Below are 19,462 nucleotides of genomic sequence, written 5' to 3'. Positions count from 1 at the left end.
GCGTGCTGCGGGCCCTGCTGGTGGTCGTCGTCGTGTGCGCGGTGCTCGTCGGCCTGCTGTGGGCGTTCCAGCGCCGCCTGGTGTACCTGCCCGACGACGGCCCGGTGCCCGCCGCCGCCGACGCCGTCCCCGGCGGCCGCGACGTCCCGCTGCGGACCGCCGACGGGCTCGAGCTCGGGGCGTGGTTCGTCCCGGCCGGTCCGGGGGCGCCGGTCGTGCTGGTGGCCAACGGCAACGGCGGGCACCGGGGCCTGCGGGCGCCGCTGGCGCGGGCGCTGGCCGACGCGGGGCTCGGCGTGCTGCTCTTCGACTACCGCGGCTACGGCGGCAACCCGGGCAGCCCCAGCGAGGAGGGTCTGGCCCTCGACGTCCGGGCCGCGCGCGACTGGCTGGTCGAGGAGGCGGGCGTCTCGCAGGAGCGGCTCCTCTACTACGGCGAGAGCCTGGGCTGCGGGGTGGTCACCGCGCTGGCGCTCGAGCACCCGCCGGCGGGGCTGGTGCTGCGCTCGCCGTTCGTCGACCTCGCCGCCGCCGGCGGCCACCACCACCCGTTCCTGCCCGTCCGGCTGCTGCTGCGCGACCGGTACCCCGTCGCCGAGCAGGTGGCCCGGATCCGGGTGCCGACGACGGTCGTGCTCGGCGACGCCGACACGATCGTGCCGCCGGCGCAGAGCCGGCGGGTGGCCGAGGCCGCCTCGGGGCTGCACCGGCTGGTGGAGGTGCCCGGCGCCGACCACAACGACGCCGTCCTGCTCGACGGACGGGCCCTGGTGGCCGCCGTCGTGGAGCTCGCCGACCGGGCACGGGGGTGAGGCGGGCGCGGGACTCAGCGCGCCCGCAGGGACCCCGGCCGGAACCGGTGCAGGAGCCGGCGCGGGTGCGCGCCGCGACGGCGGGTCGGCGGGGCCGGGACCGGGCCGGCCGGCGCGGCGGTGGCCGCCCGCAGCGCGTCCCGCCGCCGCTCGAGCTCGGCGACCTCGGCGAGCAGGGCGGTGCGCCGCGCCGCGGCGTCCCGGTCGAGGCGCTGCCGGACCGCGGCCGCCTCCTCGTCGGCGCGCTGCCGCTGCTCGCGCCCGGTGTCCAGCATCCGGACGATCTCCTGCCGGGCGTGCAGCCGGGCGGCGGCCGCGTCGTCGGCGGCCTGCCGGCGGACCGCCGCGGCGTGCTCCGCGGCGGCGTCCTCGACCGCCCGCGCCTCGGCCAGCCGCGCCGTGATCGCCGCGTCGGTGTCCCGGCGTGCCTGCTCGGCCGCCTCGAGGACCCGGCCGGCCTCGGCGGTGGTCTGCTCCGCGCGGGCGGCCGCCACGGCCAGCACCCGCTCGGCGTGGGCCGCGGCGTCGGCGCGCACGCCCCGCGCGCAGGCCAGCACCTGCTCGGCCTCGGCCGCGGCGGCGCGCCGGTCGGCCCGGGCCTCGGCGCGGATGCCGTCGGCCTGGTCGGCCGCCGCGGCCAGCAGCGCCGCGATCCGCCCGGACACCCGGACGAGCTCGGCGCCGCCGGAGGAGTGGGCCAGCAGCTCCCGGGCCTCCGCGAGCGCGGTCGCGGTCTCCAGGTGCCGGGCCAGCAGGTGCTCGCGCTCCCGCTCGGCCGTGGCGAGCTCGTCCTCGGCCCACCGGACGTAGGTGTCGACCTGGAAGCGGTCGTAGCCGGCGAGGGCGCGGTCGAACATCGGGCCGGCCGCGAGGACGGTGGGCAGGTCGCCGGCGACGTTGGGGCGCCGCGGGTCGGGGAGGTCGGTGGAGGAGGCCCCGGTGGTGCCGGGGTCGGTGCGGAGCTCGATGCCCATGCCAGCTGCCTCTCCGCGGTCGGGTCCGGGCTGGGCACGCTACGGCCGCCGGGGCCGGCCGGCGGCCGGGATCCGGCGGTGGTCACCCGGGGGCGTCGTGAGCCCGCCCGAAGGGGCGACGGCCGTTCCGGGGTGCCACCCCTGCGTCACCGGTGCGTCACCTCCCGCGACGTCGCCCCGGCGGGTGACAGCGCCGCCGTCGCGGGGCGCGGCGCCGGTGCGGGCGAGCACGCTGACCCCATGGACGACGTCCCGAGCACGCCGGCCCCGGGTGACCTGACCGTCCCGCTGCTGTCCGGGTGGGAGGGGGTCGGGGCCGGGCTGCTGCTGCTCGCCGCCCTCGCCGTGGTGGTCCTGCTGCTGGCGGCCGCCCGGCCCGGAGCCGGCAACCGGGTGGAGTGGCAGGCGTGGCTGGACGCCCGCTCGGGCCGGGCCGGCGCCGCACCGGCCGAGCCCGCCGACGGGCCCGGGTCGATCGCGGAGCGGTGACCCGGCACGCCCGGCCGGGGTCTCAGCGCGGTGGGCCGGGCAGCACCGAGCCCTCCAGCACCGACCCCACCCAGTGCAGCGGCCGGGCCCCGCCGTCGGAGGGCTCCCAGGCGTCCCGGGACAGGACCGTGTCCCACAGGTGCAGCTGCGCCCGCCAGTGCCGGGCCACCGCCCGGCGCAGCGGGCCCGCTCCGGGCGGCCCGTCCCGGCGCGGCAGGACGGCGGCCGTGAGGACGACCCCGGTGAGGACGGCGACCAGCGGCGACATGACGCCACGATGGCCCCCGGCACCGGCCGGCGACAGGGGTGGAACGGCCCCGTAGCGCAGCGGGGCTGCCGGGTTCAGGGGCTGGGCGGCGGGGCCGTCTCGGTGGGCGGCGTGGTCTCCGTCGGCGGCGTGGTCTCCGTCGGCGGCGTCGTCTCGGTGGGCGGTGCGGTCTCCGTGGGCGGTGTCGTCGCGGTCGGCGGCGTGGTCTCCGTCGGGGGTGCGGTGGTCGGCGGCGGAGTGGTCTCCGCCGGTGGGGTGGTCTCGGTGGGGGGTGTGGCCTCCGCCGGCGGGGTGGTGGTCTCGGCGGGCGGTGTCGTCGCGGTCGGCGGGGCGGTCGTCTCCGCGGGCGCGGTCGTCGTCGGCACCGCGGTCGTCGTCGGTGCCGGCGGTGTCGTCGGAGGGGGAGCCGTCGTGGGCGGCGGGGTGGTGGTGACCGGTGCCGGCCGGGCGGTCGTCACCGGCGCGGGCGGCGGCGCCACCTCCTCGACCGGCGGGGGAGCGGCCTGCGGGGACGGCGCCGGCGCCGGGGCCACCGGCGGCGCGGCCTGGATCACCGAGGCGCCGCGCGCCGGCCCGGGCGGGACGACCACGCCGCGGTCGGCGCTGGGCACCGCGGACGGCGGCGGTGCCGGGTCCGGAGAGGACAGGGCCTCGGTGGCGTAGGCGACGCCGCCGACGACGGCGAGCACCACGGCGGCGGCCGCGGCGGCCTCCACGGCGCGGGGCAGGCGCCGGCTGCGCACCGCGACCGACGGGGCCCCGACGCTGACCACCGGGTGCCGGGCCGGCGCCACGAGCGGGACCGGCTCCGGCCGGCGGTGCCGGCCGGTCTGTGCCCGCGGCGCCAGCACCCCGCACAGCAGCGCGCCGGCGAGCAGCACCCCGGCGCCCAGCAGCAGCGCGGAGGCGTAGCCGGCGCCGAACGCGTCGCGGGCGCCGTCGGCCACGGCGGCGGCGCCGGGTCCCTCCCGCTCGGCCACCGCCAGCGCCTGGGCGACCCCGGACTCCGCCCAGGTGGCGGCGCGGTCGGGCAGCCCGGCGAGCGCCGGCCGCAGGTCGTCCCGGTACCCGGCCAGCAGCACGCTGGCCGCCACCGCGCCGCCGAGCGCGCCACCGACCTCCCGGGTCACGTCGTTGACCGCGGCGGCGAGCGTGCGCCGGTCGGCGGGCAGGCCCTCGATGATCAGCGCGGTGCCGGGGGTGAGGGCCAGCCCGAACCCGACGCCGAAGACGAACAGCGCCCCGGCGAAGTGCCACAGCGGGGACCGGCCGTCGGCCTGGGCGGCCAGCAGCGCCAGGCCGGCGGCCATCTGCCCGAGCCCCCAGGCGGCCACCGTGCGGGCGCCGAGGCGCCGCAGCAGGACCGGGGCCAGCTGCGCGGTGGGGCCGATCCCCAGCGCCATCGGCGCCAGCCACAGCGCGGCCTGCAGCGGGGTGAGCCCGTGCACGTACTGCAGCCACTGCGGCGCGAGGAAGAACAGCCCGAAGGCGGCGAAGAACTGTAGGAAGACGGCGGCGCTGCCGGCCGACAGCCCGCGGTCGCGGAACAGCCGGACGTCGAGCATCGGGGCGGCCGCGCGCAGCTCGTGGACGGCGAACGCCACCAGGCACACCGCGCCCGCGGCGAGCACGGCCACCGTGACCGCGTCGGTCCAGCCGCGCTCGGGGCCCTCGATGATCCCCCACACCAGCGCGCCGAGGCCGAGCAGCGCGAGCAGGCCGCCGAGCGGGTCCAGCGGCAGGTCCGGGTTGCGCGAGGGCGGGACCACCACCAGGCACAGCGCGGCGACCAGGGCCGACAGCAGGCCGAACGCCAGCTGCACACTGCCCCACCAGGCGAACTCCAGCAGGACGCCGGCGAGCACCAGGCCCAGCAGCGCGCCGGCCCCGGACACCGCCGCCCACACCCCGATGGCCGAGGCCCGGCGCTGCGGCGGGTAGGCGTCGACCAGCACCGACAGGGTGGCCGGCATGACCGCGGCCGCGCCGGCGCCGGCCAGCCCGCGCAGCGCGATCAGCGCCGCCGGGTCGGCGACCAGCCCCGAGGCGGCGCTGCAGCCGGCGAACACGGTCAGCCCCAGCAGCAGCGCGCCGCGGCGGCCGTAGCGGTCGGCGGCGATGCCCAGCGGCAGCAGCAGGGCGGCGAAGGTCAGCGCGTAGACGTTGACCGCCCAGGTCAGCTCCGTCTGGGTGGCGCCGGTGTCCCGGGCGAGCTCGGGCAGCGCCAGCGCGAGCGACGAGCCGGCGCCGATGACCAGGGCGAGGGCGGCACACATGACGGCGAGCAGGGCGCCGAGGCCCCCGCGGGTCGTTCGGGCGTCGGCCACGCGGTCTCCTGTGGTCGCCTGACAGGCCGGTGCTGGGCGGCGCTCAGGGTGCTGGCCTGCGGATACGCACCACAAGCCCCGCACGGTGCTCGGCGGCCGGCCGCCGGCTCACCCGTCCGGGTGACCCCGCATGGCGTGACGCTGCGTGATCCACGGCGTCACCCGGCGGGTCCTCCCGCCCCGTCCCGGTCCGGCCGGCCGGTGCGGCCGCCGCGCCCCGCGCTCCCGCCGTCCGCTTGCCCCGCCGCCCGCCGCGCAGGATGCTGCCCGCACCCGATGCCGGAGCAGGTGGCGTCGTCCACCACGTCGTCCCCCCCGCTCCGGTGCAGGACACGGCGCACGCGCCCGAGCCCCAGGAGGAGCCGGTGACAGCGACCCAGACCCGTACCAGCAGGGCCGGTGACAAGCTTTCCGGCCGGGTGGCCTTCGTGACCGGCGGCACCCGCGGCATCGGGGCGGCCATCTGCCGCAGCCTGGCCGCGCAGGGCGCCGACGTGGCCGCCGGCTACAGCGGCAACACCGAGCGGGCGGAGATGTTCGCGCAGGACTTCTCCGGCGCCTACCCCGACAGCCGGATGAGCGTCCACCGCGGCGACATCGCCAGCCCCGACGACTGCCGGCGCACCGTCGCCGAGGTCATCGAGCGGCACGGCCGGCTCGACATCCTGGTCAACAACGCCGGCATCACCGCCGACCGCACGGTGCTGAAGATGACCGACGACGACTGGCGCCGGGTCATCGACGTCAACCTCTCCGGCGCCTTCTACCTGTCGCAGGCGGCGCTCAAGCACATGCTCGAGCGCGGCAGCGGCCGGATCGTGATGATCTCCTCGGTCATCGGGGAGACCGGCGGCATCGGCCAGTCCAACTACGCCTCGGCCAAGGCCGGCCTCCTGGGGCTGACCAAGACGCTGGCCCGCGAGGCGGCGATGCAGGTGCAGCGCTCGGGCAAGACCGACGGGCTGGGCATCACCGTCAACGCCGTCACGCCCGGCTACACCGCCACGGAGATGCTCGAGAGCGTGCCGGAGAAGGTGCTCGACGGCCTCAAGGGCAAGATCCCGCTCGGCCGGCTCGGGGAGCCGGAGGAGGTCGCCCGCGTCGTCCACTTCCTCGCCGCCGACGCCTCCGGCTACATCACCGGGCAGGTGTGGGGGGTCAACGGCGGGCTGGACATGTAGCCCGCGCCGTGCAGCCCGCGCCGTGCAGCCCTGCCACCGGCCCCCGGGGCTCCGTTCGACCCATCGACCAGGGAGAGGTACCCGCGTGTTCGAACGGATCGCCGTCGTCAACCGTGGTGAGCCCGCGCTGCGGCTGATCCGCGCGGTCCGCGAGCTCGACGCCGAGCACGGCACGCGGACCCGGGTGGTCGCGCTGCACACCGAGGCCGAGCGCCGCGCCACGTTCGTGCGGGCCGCCGACGAGGCGGTCGTGCTGGCCGACACCGGCGGCGTCAACCCCTACCTCGACCACGCCGAGCTCGGCCGGGCGCTGCGGGTCAGCGGCGCCGACGCGGCCTGGGTCGGCTGGGGCTTCGTCGCCGAGGACCCCGCCTTCGCCGAGCTGTGCGCCGACCTCGGCGTCACCTTCGTCGGGCCGCCGCCGGAGGCGATGCGGCTGCTGGGCGCCAAGATCGAGGCGAAGGTGCTCGCCGAGCGGGTCGGCGTCCCCGTCGCGCCGTGGAGCGCCGGCCCGGTCGAGGGCGCCGACGACGCCCGCCGGCACGCCGAGGCGATCGGCTACCCGCTGATCGTCAAGTCGCGCAGCGGCGGCGGCGGGCGGGGCATCCGCGTCGTCCGCACGCCCGGCGAGCTCACCGAGGCCCTCGAGCGGACCCGGTCGGAGGCGGCGAAGAGCTTCGGCGACCCCGTCGTCTTCATGGAGCGGCTGGTCGAGGGCGGCCGGCACGTCGAGGTCCAGGTGATCGCCGACTCCCACGGCACCGTCTGGGCGCCCGGGGTGCGCGACTGCTCGGTGCAGCGGCGCAACCAGAAGGTCATCGAGGAGTCGGCCTCCCCGGCGCTGTCGCCCGAGCAGGACGCCGCGCTGCGGGAGTCGGCGATCGCGCTGGTGCGGGCCGCCGGGTACGTCGGCGCGGGCACCGTCGAGTTCCTGTACCAGCCGCAGGAGCGGCTCACGACCTTCCTGGAGGTCAACACCCGGCTGCAGGTCGAGCACCCGGTCACCGAGGCGACCACCGGCCTGGACCTGGTCAAGCTGCAGCTGCACGTCGCCGCGGGCGGCCGGCTGGAGGGCGACCCGCCGCCGGCCACCGGGCACGCCGTCGAGGCCCGGCTGACCGCCGAGGACGCCGAGCAGGGCTTCGCGCCGGCGCCCGGCCGGGTGGAGCTGCTGCGGCTGCCGACCGGTCCGGGCGTCCGCGTCGACACCGGGCTCGGCGTCGGCGACGTCGTCCCGCCGCAGTACGACTCGATGATCGCCAAGGTCATCGCCTGGGGCCGCGACCGCCCCGAGGCCCTCGCCCGGCTGCGCTGCGCGCTGCGGGAGACCACCGTCGTCCTGCGCGGCGGGGCGACGACGAAGTCCTTCCTGCTCGACCTGCTCGACCGCCCCGAGGTGGTCGAGGGCACCGCCGACACCGGCTGGCTCGACCGCTCGGGCCTCGCCGAGATCGTCGGCGGCGACCGCGGCGCCGGGGACGCGTGGGTGGCGCTGGTGCAGGTCGCCGTCGACATCGCCGCCGCCGAGGAGGCGCGGGAGCGGGAGGCGTTCCTGGCCTCGGCGCGCGGCGGGCGGCCGCGGGCGCCGCACGAGGTGGGGCGCACCGTCGAGCTCGGCGTCCGCGGGCAGGTGTACCGGCTGACCGTCGCCAGCGTCGGGCACGACCGCTACCGGGTCGGGTTCGACGGGCGGGTCGTCGACGTCGAGGTCGACCGGCTCGGCCCGCTGGAGACCCGGCTGGCCGCCGCCGGGCGGCGCTACGCGGTGGTCGCCGTCGAGGCGCCCGGGTCCTCGCTGGTGGAGGTCGACGGCGTCACCCACCGGGTCGGCCGCGACGTCGGCGGCGTGGTCCGCGCGCCGGCCCCGGCGGTGGTCGTCGCCGTCCGCGTCGCCCCCGGCGACGAGGTCGAGGCCGGCGCCCCGGTCGCGGTGGTGGAGAGCATGAAGATGGAGACGGCGGTGCGGGCGCCGTTCGCCGGCCGGGTCCGCGAGGTGCGGGCGGTGGTCAACAGCCAGGTCGACGCCGGCGCGCCGCTGCTGCTGCTCGACCGGGCCGGCGGCGACGTCGAGGAGGCCACCGGCGAGCGGGTGGTGCTGCCCGGCGGCGACGACGAGCCCGACGGCGACCCGCACGCCCGGGCGCTGGCGCTGCTGGCCGAGCTGCGGGCGCTGGTCACCGGGTTCGACGTGAGCGCCGGTCACGCGCGGCGGCTGGTCGCCGAGTACGCCGCCGCCCGCGACGGGCTGCCCGCCGACGACGCGCGGCTGCTGTCGGCCGAGCTCGACGTGCTGGTCACCTTCGCCGACCTCGCCGAGCTCTCCCGCAACCGGCCGGCCAGCGCGGAGGAGGAGGCCGACACCCAGGTCCACAGCCCGCGCGAGCACTTCCACGCGTTCCTGCACTCCCTCGACGCCGAGCGGGAGGGGCTGCCGGAGACCTTCCGCGCCCGGCTGCGGCGGGCGCTGGCCCACTACGACCTCGACCAGGACGTGTCCGACCTCGAGCCCGGCCCGGCGCTGGAGGAGGCGGTGCACCGGGTGTTCCTCGCGCAGCAGCGCACCGCCGAGCAGCTGCCCGCCGTCTCGGCGCTGCTGGACCGCTGGCTCACCGCCGACCGGCTGCCCGACGGGCCCTCCCGCGCGGAGGTGGGGGAGGTGCTCGACCGGCTGGTGGTGGCCACCCAGCTGCGCCACCCCTCGGTCGGCAACCTCGCCCGCGCCGTGCGCTTCCGGCACTTCGAGGAGCCGGTCGTCCGCGCGGCCCGGCAGGAGGTCCTCGACCGCGCCGCGAAGCTGCTCGAGGAGCTCGACGAGGCCGGCGCCCGCGGGGACACCGCCGAGAGCATCCGCCGGATGGAGGCGCTGGTCGCCAGCCCCGAGCCGCTGGTCCGGCTGCTGGCCCAGCGCCTGGCGCGCACCACGAGCGTCCCCGACCCGGTGCTGGAGGTCCTCACCCGCCGCTACTACCGCAGCCGCAACCTCGAGGACGTCCGCTCGAGCCTGCTCGACGGCGACACCTGCGTCACCGCCGAGTACGCCCTCGGCGGGGAGCGGCTGCACCTGCTGGCGCTCATGACCCGCGCCGAGCGGCTGCCGCAGGCGCTGGCGGCGGTGGCCGGCGCGGTCGACCGCCTCGCCGACCCGGGGCGGACCGTCGTCGACCTCTACGTCGACTGGCCCGACCGCCCGGCCGACCCCGACGCGCTGTCGGACACCGCCCGCGGCCTGGTCGACGGCGTCCCCGGGCTGCGCGCCGCCCGCCGCGTCACCGTGACCGCGTCCACCCCCGACGGCGGCCCCAACGGCGGCGAGGTCGAGACGCTCACCTTCCGCCCGGACGACGACGGCCGGCCGGCCGAGGCGCGGCTGCTGCGCGGCCTGCACCCGCTCACCGCCCAGCGGCTGGACCTGTGGCGGCTGGAGGCCTTCGACGTCGAGCGGGTGCCCTCCCCGGAGGACACCGTGCTGCTGCACGTCACGGCGAAGGACCACCCCAACGACGAGCGGTTCATCGCGCTGGCCGAGGTCCGCGACCTGACGCCGGTGCGCGACGAGCGTGGCGACGTCGTCGGGTTCCCCACCATCGAGCGCCAGCTGCTGTCCTGCCTCGACGGGCTGCGGCGCTCGCAGTCGCTGCGGCGCTCGCGCCGGCCGCTGGAGCACAACCGGATCCACCTCTACACCTGGCCGTCGATCGAGGTGCCGCTCGCGGAGGTCGCCGAGTTCGCGCGCACCGCCGCGCCGCTGACCCTCGGCGCGGGCCTGGACCAGATCGTGCTGCTGGCCCGGCTGCAGGAGGAGGAGGGCCGGCCGCCGCGCGACGTGGCGCTGCGCTTCGCCAACCGCCCCGGCGTCGGGGTGCGCATGGCGGTCACCGACCGCCCCACCACGCCGCTGCGGCCGCTGGACGACTACACCGAGAAGGTGCTCAGCGCCCGGGCCCGCGGCGCCCCCTACCCCTACGAGCTGGCCCCGATCCTCGCCGGGCCGGGCGGGTCGTTCACCGAGCTCGACCTCGGCGAGGACGGCCGGCTGGCGCCGGTGGAGCGGCCGCCGGGGCAGAACCGGGCCGGCGTCGTCGTCGGCCTGGTGAGCACCCCGACGCAGCGCTACCCGGAGGGCGTGACCCGGGTGGCCCTCTTCGGCGACCCGACCAAGGCGCTGGGCACCGTCGCCGAGCCCGAGTGCTCCCGCATCGTCGCCGCCCTCGACCTCGCCGAGGAGCGGGGCATCCCGGTCGAGTGGTTCGCGCTCTCGTCGGGTGCCCGCATCTCGATGGACAGCGGCACCGAGAACATGGACTGGGTGTCGCGGGCGCTGCGCCGGATCATCACGTTCACGCAGGCCGGCGGGGAGGTCAACGTCGTCGTCACCGGCATCAACGTCGGCGCCCAGCCGTACTGGAACGCCGAGGCGACGATGCTCATGCACACCCGGGGCATCCTCGTCATGACGCCGGACAGCGCGATGGTGCTGACCGGCAAGCACTCCCTGGACTACTCCGGCGGCGTGTCGGCGGAGGACAACTTCGGCATCGGCGGCTACGACCGGGTCATGGGGCCCAACGGGCAGGCGCAGTACTGGGCGCCCGACCTCACCGGCGCCCTCGACGTGCTGACCCGCCACTACGACCACACCTACCGCGCGCCGGGGGAGCGGTGGCCGCGGCCGGCGGGCACCTCGGACCCGCGCGACCGCGACGTGCGCTCCTTCCCGCACGAGCACCCGGCCAGCGACTTCACCACGGTCGGCGACGTGTTCTCCGCCGAGGCCAACCCCGAGCGCAAGAAGGCCTTCGACATCCGCACGGTGATGCGGGCGGTCAGCGACCAGGACCACCCGGTGCTGGAGCGGTGGGCCGGCATGGCCGACGCCGACACCGCCGTCGTCCTCGACGCCCACCTCGGCGGCCACCCGGTGTGCCTGCTCGGGGTGGAGTCCCGGCCGATCCCGCGGCGCGGCAGCCGCCCGGCCGACGGGCCCGACCAGTGGACGGCGGGCACGCTGTTCCCGCGGTCGTCGGCCAAGACCGCCCGCGCGATCAACGCCGCCAGCGGCAACCGGCCGCTGGTCGTGCTGGCCAACCTGTCGGGCTTCGACGGGTCACCGGAGTCACTGCGCAACCTGCAGCTGGAGTACGGCGCAGAGATCGGCCGGGCGATCACCAACTTCGACGGGCCGATCGTGTTCTGCGTCGTGTCCCGCTACCACGGCGGCGCGTTCGTCGTGTTCTCCGGCGCCCTCAACGAGCAGATGGAGGTGCTGGCCGTCGAGGGCTCCTACGCCTCGGTGATCGGCGGCGCCCCCGCCGCGGCCGTCGTCTTCTCCCGCGAGGTCGACCGGCGCACGGCCGCCGACCCCCGCGTGCGGGAGCTCGAGGCCGCCCTCGGCTCGGCCGACGCCGTCGAGCAGGCGCACCTGCGGGCGGAGCTCGCCGGCGTCCGCAGCGCCGTGCGGTCGGAGAAGCTCGGCGAGGTCGCCGCCGAGTTCGAGGCCGTCCACGACATCGAGCGCGCCCGCCGGGTGGGCTCGGTGCACGACATCGTGCCCGCCGCCGAGCTGCGGCCCCGCCTCATCGCCGCCGTCGAGCGCGGGATGGGGCGCGCCGTCCGCAGCTGACCGTCGACAGGGAGGACCCCCGTGAACACCTTCGTCCTGAACCGGCACGGCCGCGTCGTGTTCCCCTCGAACGTCATGCCCGAGCTGGACCTCTCCACCGTGGAGACGCTCGAGCAGCTCGACAGCGTCATCCGGCGGGACTTCGAGACCAAGGCCCCCAGCGGCACCGAGATCCTCGGCAAGGTGCGCACCGGCGCCTACGCCACCCGCTACGACCTCATGCGCGACGTCGCGCTCAACCTGTTCTGGGCCAACCGCTTCTCGATCACCATGTACGACAAGCGGCCCACCCGCTGGGCCGACGTCCCCCGCACCCGCGACGACGTCTTCCTGCCGGTACTGCGGCCGTGGGAGGACGGCGAGACGAAGATCGCCGCCGTCGAGCAGGCCTACCCCACCCTGCCGGCGCGGTGGGACGCCGAGGTGGAGGACCGCGTGTTCGGCATCCTCTTCGACGTCTACGGCCACCGCCGGCACCAGGCCACCACGCTGCCGGCGGTCAAGCCGACGGTCGCGGAGTTCCTGGCGCAGTCGGGTGCGCTGACCTTCCGGCTGGCGTCCTACGACCCCGACCACCCGGTGTACAGCTACGACGACATCGTCGACTGCAGCGAGGACGTGCCGGAGCTGGAGGCGCTGCACCGCTGGGCGATGGTGCTGCACAACCAGTACCCGTGGGACCGCTCGCAGGTGGAGCTGACCGAGGCGAGCCGGCTGCGCGACGACGACTGGGTGGTGGCCTTCCACCCGCGCGACCGGGAGGTGCGCGGCTTCCTGCGCCGGCTGCGCGCCGGTGTCCCGCCGCGGCACGCGCCCGCGCCGCGCGAGTCCCGACCGCCGGTGCGGCCGTTCCCGGCGGTCGACGTGCGGGCGCGGTTCGCCGTCCGGCCGCGGCTGGAGGCGCTGGTGGCCGTGCACGGCGACCAGGTGTGCAGCAACGAGGACCTGATCCGCAACACCGCCTACAACTGGTCGCCGATGAGCGCCGAGGAGATCGCGGCCAAGACCGGCATCCGGGAGCGGCGCTACAGCTCGCTGCCGCTGGAGGAGCTGGCGCTGCAGGCCGCCGAGGGGGCGCTGGCGCGGGCCGGCCGCGAGCCGGAGGAGATCGGCGCGGTGCTGGTGTGCACCTGCACCAGCTCCCGCCTGATCCCGTCGCTGGCCACCTACCTGTGCGGCCAGCTCGGGATGCACCAGGTGTACGCCGCCTACGACGTCATCGCCGCCTGCGCGGGCATGCCCTACGGCGTCGCGGACGCCACCCGGCTGCTGCAGGAGGTCGAGCGGCCGGTCCTGGTCGTCTGCGCCGAGAAGTTCTCCGACAAGATCGGCAACGTCCGCACCTCGCGGATGATCTTCGGCGACGGCGCGGCGGCGATGGTGGTGGGCCCCGCACCCGAGGGCGACGACGGCGACGTCGACCTGCTCAAGACCTACGCCAGCGGCCCGGCGAGCGAGGTCAACTCGATCCTGTGGCCCAACCCGGAGTTCGACAACAACATCACCGTGTTCGGGCCGCAGGTGAAGGCGCTGGCCGGCCGCTACCTCACGCAGATGATCGAGGAGCTCGGGCAGCTGCCGGCGCCGGAGGGGCGGGCGGGCTCGATGATGGACGCCATCGACCTGATCGTGCCGCACCAGGCGAACAAGACGATGGTGGTGCAGCTGGCCGAGCGGGCCGGGCTGTCGGCCGACCAGCTCTACTTCGACATCGACGAGGTCGGCAACACCTCCTCGGCGAGCATCCCGCTGGCCATCCACGACGCCGTCCGCGACGGGGTCATCACCGAGCCGGTGCGGGTGTTCGCACCCGGCTTCGGCGCCGGTGCCGTGGCCGGGTACGTGGTGCTGCGGGTCGACCCGGCGGTGGTCGCGGTGTCGACGCCGTCCGTGCCGCACGAGCACGGTGCCGACACCCCCGCGCCCCCGCCGTCCGACGAGACCCGCTCGGCCTCGGAGGGCATGCAGGAGGCCTTCGGCTGACGGCTGGTCCAGGTCCCGGCCCGTGGCGGGCCGGGACCGCCGGGCAGGCGGGATCAGAAGGGCGGCGGGTCGTCGTCCGGGTCGGGCGGCCCGTCGGCTTCCGGTGGTGGCTCGGGTGTCGGCGGCGGTGGTCGCCGGAGGCCCGGTGGCCGGGTGGTGCGGGTGATGCCGGACGGTGTGGTGACGGTGAGCGTTCCGTCCTCGGCCATCTCGAAGCGCCAGCCGCGGGCGAAGGTCTTCACGCGATGATGCGAGCGGCAGAGGCAGCAGAGGTTGGCGCAGTCGGTGGCCCCGCCGGCGGCGTGGGGGAGGACGTGGTCGGCGTCGGCCCAGCCGACCCGCTGCCCGCAGGTGGGCATCCGGCAGGTGCGGTCGCGGGTGCGCACGAACGCCTGCTGCGCCGCCGACGGGGTGTAGCCGTTCCTGGCCGCCGGCCGGTCGAGCACCGGGCAGTCGCACTCGGTCTCCGCATGATCAGGGCAGCCTCGGGTGGCCAGCTTCCGCAGCCGGTCGAGGGTGGCCGCCGCCCGGAGCGTCCCGTCGTCCTCGGTCAGCGCCACCGTCACCGACCCACCCTCGGGCGCCTGCACGCCGAGGGCGTCGAGCTGGGCGAGGAGTGCCCGTAGGTGGGCGGCGGTGATCGGCAGCCCGTTCACCTCCCCGGCCTGCGTCGACCGCCCGGCCAGCGACGCCAGCGTGGCGATGATCTGCAGATGGGCGGTGACCGCCATCCCGGCCTGCCAGGGGCGTTGCAGCAGGTCGGCGAACACCAGAGTGCGCAGCTGCCCGATCGGGCGCGGGTCGCCGTCGGCCTTGAGCATCCGCGCCAGCGCGTCGACGGTCGCATGGCAGGCGGCGGCCACGTCGGTCGGTAGGTCGGCGGCGAGGGTGCTCATCCCGTCACTGGGGGACGGGTAGACGCGCACGTCGGCCTGTCGTTCGGCGGTCGTGCGGCGCTGGTCGACGGCGTCGGTGTCGGCCTCCAGCAGCAGCTCCAGCGCCCGCTTCTTGACCTTCCCGACGGTCAGCTGTGCCGCCTCGGGCAGCACGGCGGCCTCGATGCGGCGGGCGAGCGCTGGCTTGGTGTGCTGCAGCACGTCGACCAGCGCCCGCGCGCGGGCCTCGTCCAGCTCCCCGGCGGCCAGTGCGGCCCAGGTGGCGGGCAGCCGCTCGCGGTAGGTCCAGGCGCGGGTGGCCAGGTGGTTGGCCGTACCCCGGCCGCAGTTGAGCACCACCGCCAGCTCGGCGGTGAAGAACTCCGACACCCCGGGCAGCTCGCCATCGGGCTTCCACGACCCGCGGCGGGCACCGGGGGCACCGGGCGGCGGGCCGTCGCCATCGGGGCTGTCGTCGGCCAGGCCCAGCACCAGCTCCGCCTCGTAGGCGGCGGTCACCGCCTTGAGCGCGGCCACCCGCTGCAGCTCGGCGGCCTTCTGCTCGCGTGAGAGCAGGCCGACCGGCAGCCGACGGAACTCCGGCGGGCGGGAAGCGAGCAGGTCGAGGAGGTCACCCGCCACCGGCGAATCGACGTCCGCGATCTCCTGCACGACCCCGAACCTACGCACGGGGTACGACAGTTCCCGCAGGTCAGCAGCGTGTGAGGGTGGGCAGTCCGTCGGCCGACGTCACGGCAGGCGGATCTCGGCGAGCAGCTGGGCGTGGTCGGAGACCGTGCGGTCGGGGCGCTCGTCGCTGACCTGGCTGTCGACGAGGTGGTCGTTGAGGTACCGCATGCCCACCACCTCCCCGATCCGCTGCGGGTTGCGCTCGTAGAACTCCTGGCTCACGAGCACGTGGTCGAGGTTCTCGTAGTGCCCGTTGAAGACGTGGGTGTAGCTGACGTCGCGTCCGCTGCGGCGGGTGGTGATCTCGTGGGCCGAGTACAGCAGCCGGTCCCAGTAGGCCCTGCGGTCGTCGGGATCCCTCGGCCAGAACCTCGACGGCGCGTCGCCCGTGACGATGTCGGTGGTGACCGCCCGGGCGGCGTCGTTGAGATCACCCAGCACGATCACCGGTCGGGCGTTGTCCACGACCTCCTGGAGCACGAGGAAGCGCAGCGCCGCGGCCTCGGCGGCGCGGCGGATCAGCGCCCGCGCCTTGCCGAGCGCCTCCTCGCGCGGGTCGTGCTCCGGTGCCCCGGGGTCGCGGATCGGCCGCTTGGACTTCAGGTGCGCGACGAAGACCGTCGTGGTGGTGCCCGTGGCGGGGTCGAGGACCACGCGCGTGCGCAGGACCGGGCGGCTGAAGGTCCCGACCGGCAGCGCGACCCCCTCGACCTCCGCGTCCACCCCGGGCGGGAAGTCGGTGACGGCCGTGACCGGCCCGTCGACGGGCAACCGGGTGGCCAGGCCGAGCCGTGGACCGCTGACGCCGTCGGCGCCCGGGGCCACGACCGTGCCGCCGGGGAACTGGCCCGACCGGTCGCAGACGTCGCGCAGGGCCTCTTCGTGGAAGACCTCCTGGAAGCCGACGAGGTGCGCCTTCATCCGGGTCAGCTGCCCGGCGGTCCACGCCGCCTTCCGGGCGTACTCGCCGGCCGTGTACGGCTTCTCGTCGGGGTAGAAGCGCTCGCCCTGCCGGGCGAGGTTGAGCACGTTGAACGTGCCGACCTTGACGTCCACGTCCGGGTTCCCTCCGCCTGCGTCGCCCGCCATGCTCGACCGGCAGCGTCACCGCCACGTCATCGCGACGGCGCCGGACGGCCGCGGGCGACCGGGAGAGGGTCAGCGGCCGCCGGGTCCCTCGGGGGTGAGGTCCTCCGGCGCGGTGTTGGCGCCGCACAGGACGACGGCGACGCGCTCGTCGCTGTCGGGGACGTGGGCGCCGGACAGGAGTGCTGCCACCGCACAGGCGGCACCGTGCTCGACCACCAGCCGGTACCGCTCCCACAGCAGGCGCCGGGCCGCGACGACGTCGGCGTCGTCGACCAGCACCGAACGGGCACCGGTGCGACGCGCGACCGCCCAGGCGATGGCGCCGAGTCGCGTCGCGCCGAGGGCGTCGGCGGCGACCCCCGACACGGGCACGTCGACCGGCTCCCCGGCCGCGACGGCCTCGGCGAAGGTCGGGACGGTCCTCGGTTCGACGCCGACGACGCGGGCGCGACCCTCCAGGGCGGCGGCGACCCCGGCCATGAGCCCACCGCCACCGACCGCGACCAGGACGGTGTCCACGGCGCCGTCGAGCTGCTCGTGCAGCTCGAGGGCGAGCGTGCCCTGGCCGGCGCAGATCTCCGGCTGGTCGTAGGCGTGGCAGAACAACGCACCGGCCGCCTCCGCGTGGGCGACGGCGGCGTCGTGGGCGTGGGCGTACCGGTCACCGACCTGGACGACCTCGGCGCCGAGGTCGTGCAGCCGCGCGACCTTGACCGCGGGCGCCGTGGCCGGGACGTAGACCCGGGCGGCGACCCCCTCCCGGGCCGCGGCGTGGGCCACCGCCAGCCCGGCGTTGCCCCCGGACGCGGCGACCACGCCGGCCGGACCCAGCTCACCCCGCTCCGCCGCCGCCAGCACCCGGTTGAGGGCGCCGCGGGCCTTGAACGACCCGGTGTGCTGCAGCTGCTCCAGCTTGAGGGCCACCGCCGTGCCGGGGAGGAGGTCACCGGCCTCCAGCACGGTGACCGGCGTGCGACGCACGTTCGCGGCGACGCGGCGCCGAGCGGCCTCGACGTCGTCCCTGCCGATCACGACGTCACCGTAGTGACGCCGGCCGGCCGGCCGGTCGACCGCGCCCGTCGACGCGGGCGGGACTCAGCCGCCGCCGCGCACCCGCACCGGCAGGCCGGGCGTCGTCTCCAGCGGTGACCCCTCGGCGTACGGAGCCCGGTCCTCGGCCGGGGGGAACGCCCCGCCCATGTAGATGGTCTCCCGGTCGATGAGGTCGCCGCGGAAGTGGAGGACGTCGACGAACGGCAGGGTCTCGTCGACGCCCTCGTAGCCGGCCTCGCCCTCGGCGATCCACGTGTCGCCCTCGCCCCGCACCGACCGGAGGGCGAACCACGTCTCGAGCGGGTAGGCGGCGCGCCACGGCGTGAAGTTCGCCTTGCCGTGGAAGCGCTCGCCGGACTGCGGGAACTCCAGCAGCGCGTCGTCGGTGTAGACCTCCGACCCCTCCGGCTCGGGGTGGGTGAGGTTCCACAGCAGCGCCGCCTTGGCGCCCTCGTAGTCCACGGCCTACCGCCCGGACGGGACCCGGTCGCGGACGTAGGAGCCCGGCGCCGGCTCCAGCGGCGGGTGGGCGGCGCTCCCGGCCTCGGTGGGCGCCGGCACCTCGTCCCCGGAGTGCCCGATGGCCCACTCCGACCACGGCTCCCACCAGCTGCCGGTGTGCTCCTCGGCCGTCGCGCGCCAGGCGTGCGGGTCCGGCCCGGGCTCGTCGCCGGTCCAGTACCGCGCCTTGGGGTTGCCCGGCGGGTTGACCAGGCTCTGGATGTGCCCGCTGTTGCTGAGCACGAAGGTGCTCGGTCCCGACAGCAGCTGGGTGGTCCGGTAGCAGCCGTCCCACGGGGTGAGGTGGTCGGTGAGCGCGCCGGTGACGAACGTCGGGATGGTGATCCGGCTCAGGTGCACCGGCGTCCCGAGCACCCGCAGCGCGCCGGGCTTGACCAGCGCGTTGTCGGAGAAGATCTCCAGGAACTGCTCGTGCAGCCGCGCGGGCAGGTTCGTGCCGTCGGCGTTCCACGCCAGGATGTCGAACGCCGGCGGGTCCTCGCCCATCAGCCACTGCCGCACGAGGTAGTTGAAGACCAGGTCGTCGGGGCGCATCCAGGTGAACACCGAGCCCATCTGGCGGGCGGTGATGACGCCCTGCCGGCGGGAGTTGCGCCGGGCGACGTCGACGAGCCGCCGGCCGGAGAACGCGCCCAGCGGCGCGCGGCTGGCGAAGTCCAGCAGGGTGACCGCGTAGCCGGCAGCGCGCACCCGGTCGTCGCCGGTGGCCGCGAGGTGGTTGAGCGCCGTCGTCATGATCTGCCCGCCGGCGCACAGCCCCAGGGTGGTGACGTCGGGGGAGCCGGTGACCTCCCGGGCGACATCGACGGCGCTGACCACGCCCTGCGCGTACTCGTCCAGGCCCCACGCGGCCTGCGCCTTCGTCGGGTTGCGCCAGCTGATCATGAAGACCTGCAGGCCCTGGCTGACGGCGTACTCGACCAGGCTGCGGCCCGGCCGCAGGTCGAGGAAGTAGAACCGCCCGATCGGCGGCGGGACGATCACCAGCGGCCGCTGCCGCACCCGCGGGGTGGACGGCGTGTACTGGATGAGCTCGACGACGTCGTCGCGGTGGACGACGGCGCCGGGCGTGACGCCGAGGTCCTCGCCGACGGTGAAGGCGCTGCGGTCGACCTGCGACGGCAGCCCGCCGTTGCGCACCAGGTCGTACAGCACGTTCCGGGCGCCGCGGACCAGGCTGCGCCCGCCGGTGTCGAACGCCCGCTTGAGGGCGGCGGGGTTGCCGGCCAACGTATTGGTGGGTGCCATCGCGCTGGTGAGGGCGTTGAGGACGAAGCGCACCTGCTCGACCTCGCGCCAGTCGGCGCCGCCGGCCTCGAAGTCGTCGACCAGGCGGCGCAGCGACGCCGAGGCGGCCAGGTAGGACTGCGCGAGCCGGCGGTACCCGGGGTGCTGCGACCAGGCGGGGTCGGCGAAGCGGGCGTCCCTCGGGGAGGGCGCGATCTCGTCGGTGCCCCGCAGGATCCGGACGCCGTCGCGCCCGAGCCGCACGGCCTCGCGCGCCAGCGGGCGGGGCTGGGCGAGGGTGGCGACGACGCCGCGGACCATCCCGCGGGTCGAGGGCATCGCGACCGGTTCA

The 19,462-nt window shown here is 76.4% G+C and carries 13 protein-coding genes; 5 read left to right on the top strand and 8 right to left on the bottom strand.

The features are described from left to right. Positions 1–2 precede the first annotated feature (2 nt). Positions 3–812, top strand: coding sequence for an alpha/beta hydrolase (locus tag ACI8AD_RS00980; RefSeq protein WP_456868662.1), 810 nt, complete (start codon positions 3–5; stop codon positions 810–812). A gap of 14 nt (positions 813–826) precedes the next feature. On the opposite strand, the gene ACI8AD_RS00975 is transcribed toward ACI8AD_RS00980, so the two are convergent. Further along, positions 827–1,786 carry a hypothetical protein gene (locus ACI8AD_RS00975; RefSeq protein WP_456868660.1) on the bottom strand — a complete coding sequence of 320 codons (960 nt, stop codon included), beginning with the start codon at positions 1,784–1,786 and terminating at the stop codon, positions 827–829. A 240-nt stretch (positions 1,787–2,026) separates the two neighbouring features. Between ACI8AD_RS00975 and ACI8AD_RS00970 the strand changes: the two genes are divergently transcribed. After that, the gene (locus ACI8AD_RS00970) at positions 2,027–2,275 is read left to right on the top strand and encodes a hypothetical protein (protein WP_456868657.1); all 249 of its coding nucleotides are present in this window, start codon (positions 2,027–2,029) and stop codon (positions 2,273–2,275) included. A 22-nt stretch (positions 2,276–2,297) separates the two neighbouring features. Here the strand turns inward: ACI8AD_RS00970 and ACI8AD_RS00965 are convergent, their stop codons facing one another. After that, a complete protein-coding gene (locus tag ACI8AD_RS00965) occupies positions 2,298–2,543 on the bottom strand; it encodes a hypothetical protein (RefSeq protein WP_456868655.1) in 246 nt (81 codons plus the stop codon). A 74-nt stretch (positions 2,544–2,617) separates the two neighbouring features. Next, positions 2,618–4,870, bottom strand: coding sequence for an MFS transporter (locus tag ACI8AD_RS00960; protein ID WP_456868654.1), 2,253 nt, complete (start codon positions 4,868–4,870; stop codon positions 2,618–2,620). Between the two features lie 365 nt (positions 4,871–5,235). On the opposite strand from ACI8AD_RS00960, the gene ACI8AD_RS00955 reads away from it, so the two are divergent. The 3 genes from ACI8AD_RS00955 to ACI8AD_RS00945 all read left to right on the top strand — a co-directional run bounded on the left by ACI8AD_RS00955 (position 5,236) and on the right by ACI8AD_RS00945 (position 13,654). Further along, positions 5,236–6,051 (top strand): 3-oxoacyl-ACP reductase family protein, encoded by an 816-nt coding sequence (locus tag ACI8AD_RS00955; protein WP_089403615.1) that lies wholly within the window; start codon positions 5,236–5,238, stop codon positions 6,049–6,051. A gap of 85 nt (positions 6,052–6,136) precedes the next feature. Beyond that, positions 6,137–11,671: an ATP-binding protein gene (locus tag ACI8AD_RS00950; protein WP_456868653.1), complete on the top strand. Its 5,535-nt coding sequence runs from the start codon at positions 6,137–6,139 to the stop codon at positions 11,669–11,671. Positions 11,672–11,692: 21 nt separating this feature from the next. Next, the gene (locus ACI8AD_RS00945; RefSeq protein WP_456868652.1) at positions 11,693–13,654 is read left to right on the top strand and encodes a 3-oxoacyl-ACP synthase III family protein; all 1,962 of its coding nucleotides are present in this window, start codon (positions 11,693–11,695) and stop codon (positions 13,652–13,654) included. A gap of 53 nt (positions 13,655–13,707) precedes the next feature. On the opposite strand, the gene ACI8AD_RS00940 is transcribed toward ACI8AD_RS00945, so the two are convergent. The 5 genes from ACI8AD_RS00940 to ACI8AD_RS00920 all read right to left on the bottom strand — a co-directional run bounded on the left by ACI8AD_RS00940 (position 13,708) and on the right by ACI8AD_RS00920 (position 19,449). Further along, positions 13,708–15,201 carry a DUF222 domain-containing protein gene (locus ACI8AD_RS00940; protein ID WP_456868651.1) on the bottom strand — a complete coding sequence of 498 codons (1,494 nt, stop codon included), beginning with the start codon at positions 15,199–15,201 and terminating at the stop codon, positions 13,708–13,710. Positions 15,202–15,279: 78 nt separating this feature from the next. Further along, the gene (locus ACI8AD_RS00935) at positions 15,280–16,275 is read right to left on the bottom strand and encodes an endonuclease/exonuclease/phosphatase family protein (protein ID WP_456868650.1); all 996 of its coding nucleotides are present in this window, start codon (positions 16,273–16,275) and stop codon (positions 15,280–15,282) included. A 102-nt stretch (positions 16,276–16,377) separates the two neighbouring features. Continuing rightward, the gene (locus tag ACI8AD_RS00930) at positions 16,378–17,340 is read right to left on the bottom strand and encodes a threonine/serine dehydratase (RefSeq protein ID WP_456868649.1); all 963 of its coding nucleotides are present in this window, start codon (positions 17,338–17,340) and stop codon (positions 16,378–16,380) included. Between the two features lie 63 nt (positions 17,341–17,403). Then, the gene (locus ACI8AD_RS00925) at positions 17,404–17,823 is read right to left on the bottom strand and encodes a nuclear transport factor 2 family protein (protein ID WP_456868648.1); all 420 of its coding nucleotides are present in this window, start codon (positions 17,821–17,823) and stop codon (positions 17,404–17,406) included. 3 nt (positions 17,824–17,826) lie between these two features. Then, positions 17,827–19,449, bottom strand: a complete 1,623-nt coding sequence (locus tag ACI8AD_RS00920) for a PHA/PHB synthase family protein (RefSeq protein WP_456868647.1) — start codon at positions 19,447–19,449, stop codon at positions 17,827–17,829. Positions 19,450–19,462 lie beyond the last annotated feature (13 nt).

It is taken from the genome of Geodermatophilus sp. SYSU D00766, assembly GCF_054049915.1.
The sequence above is the reverse complement of the archived record's forward strand: the minus strand, read 5'-3'. Positions and strand labels throughout refer to the sequence as shown.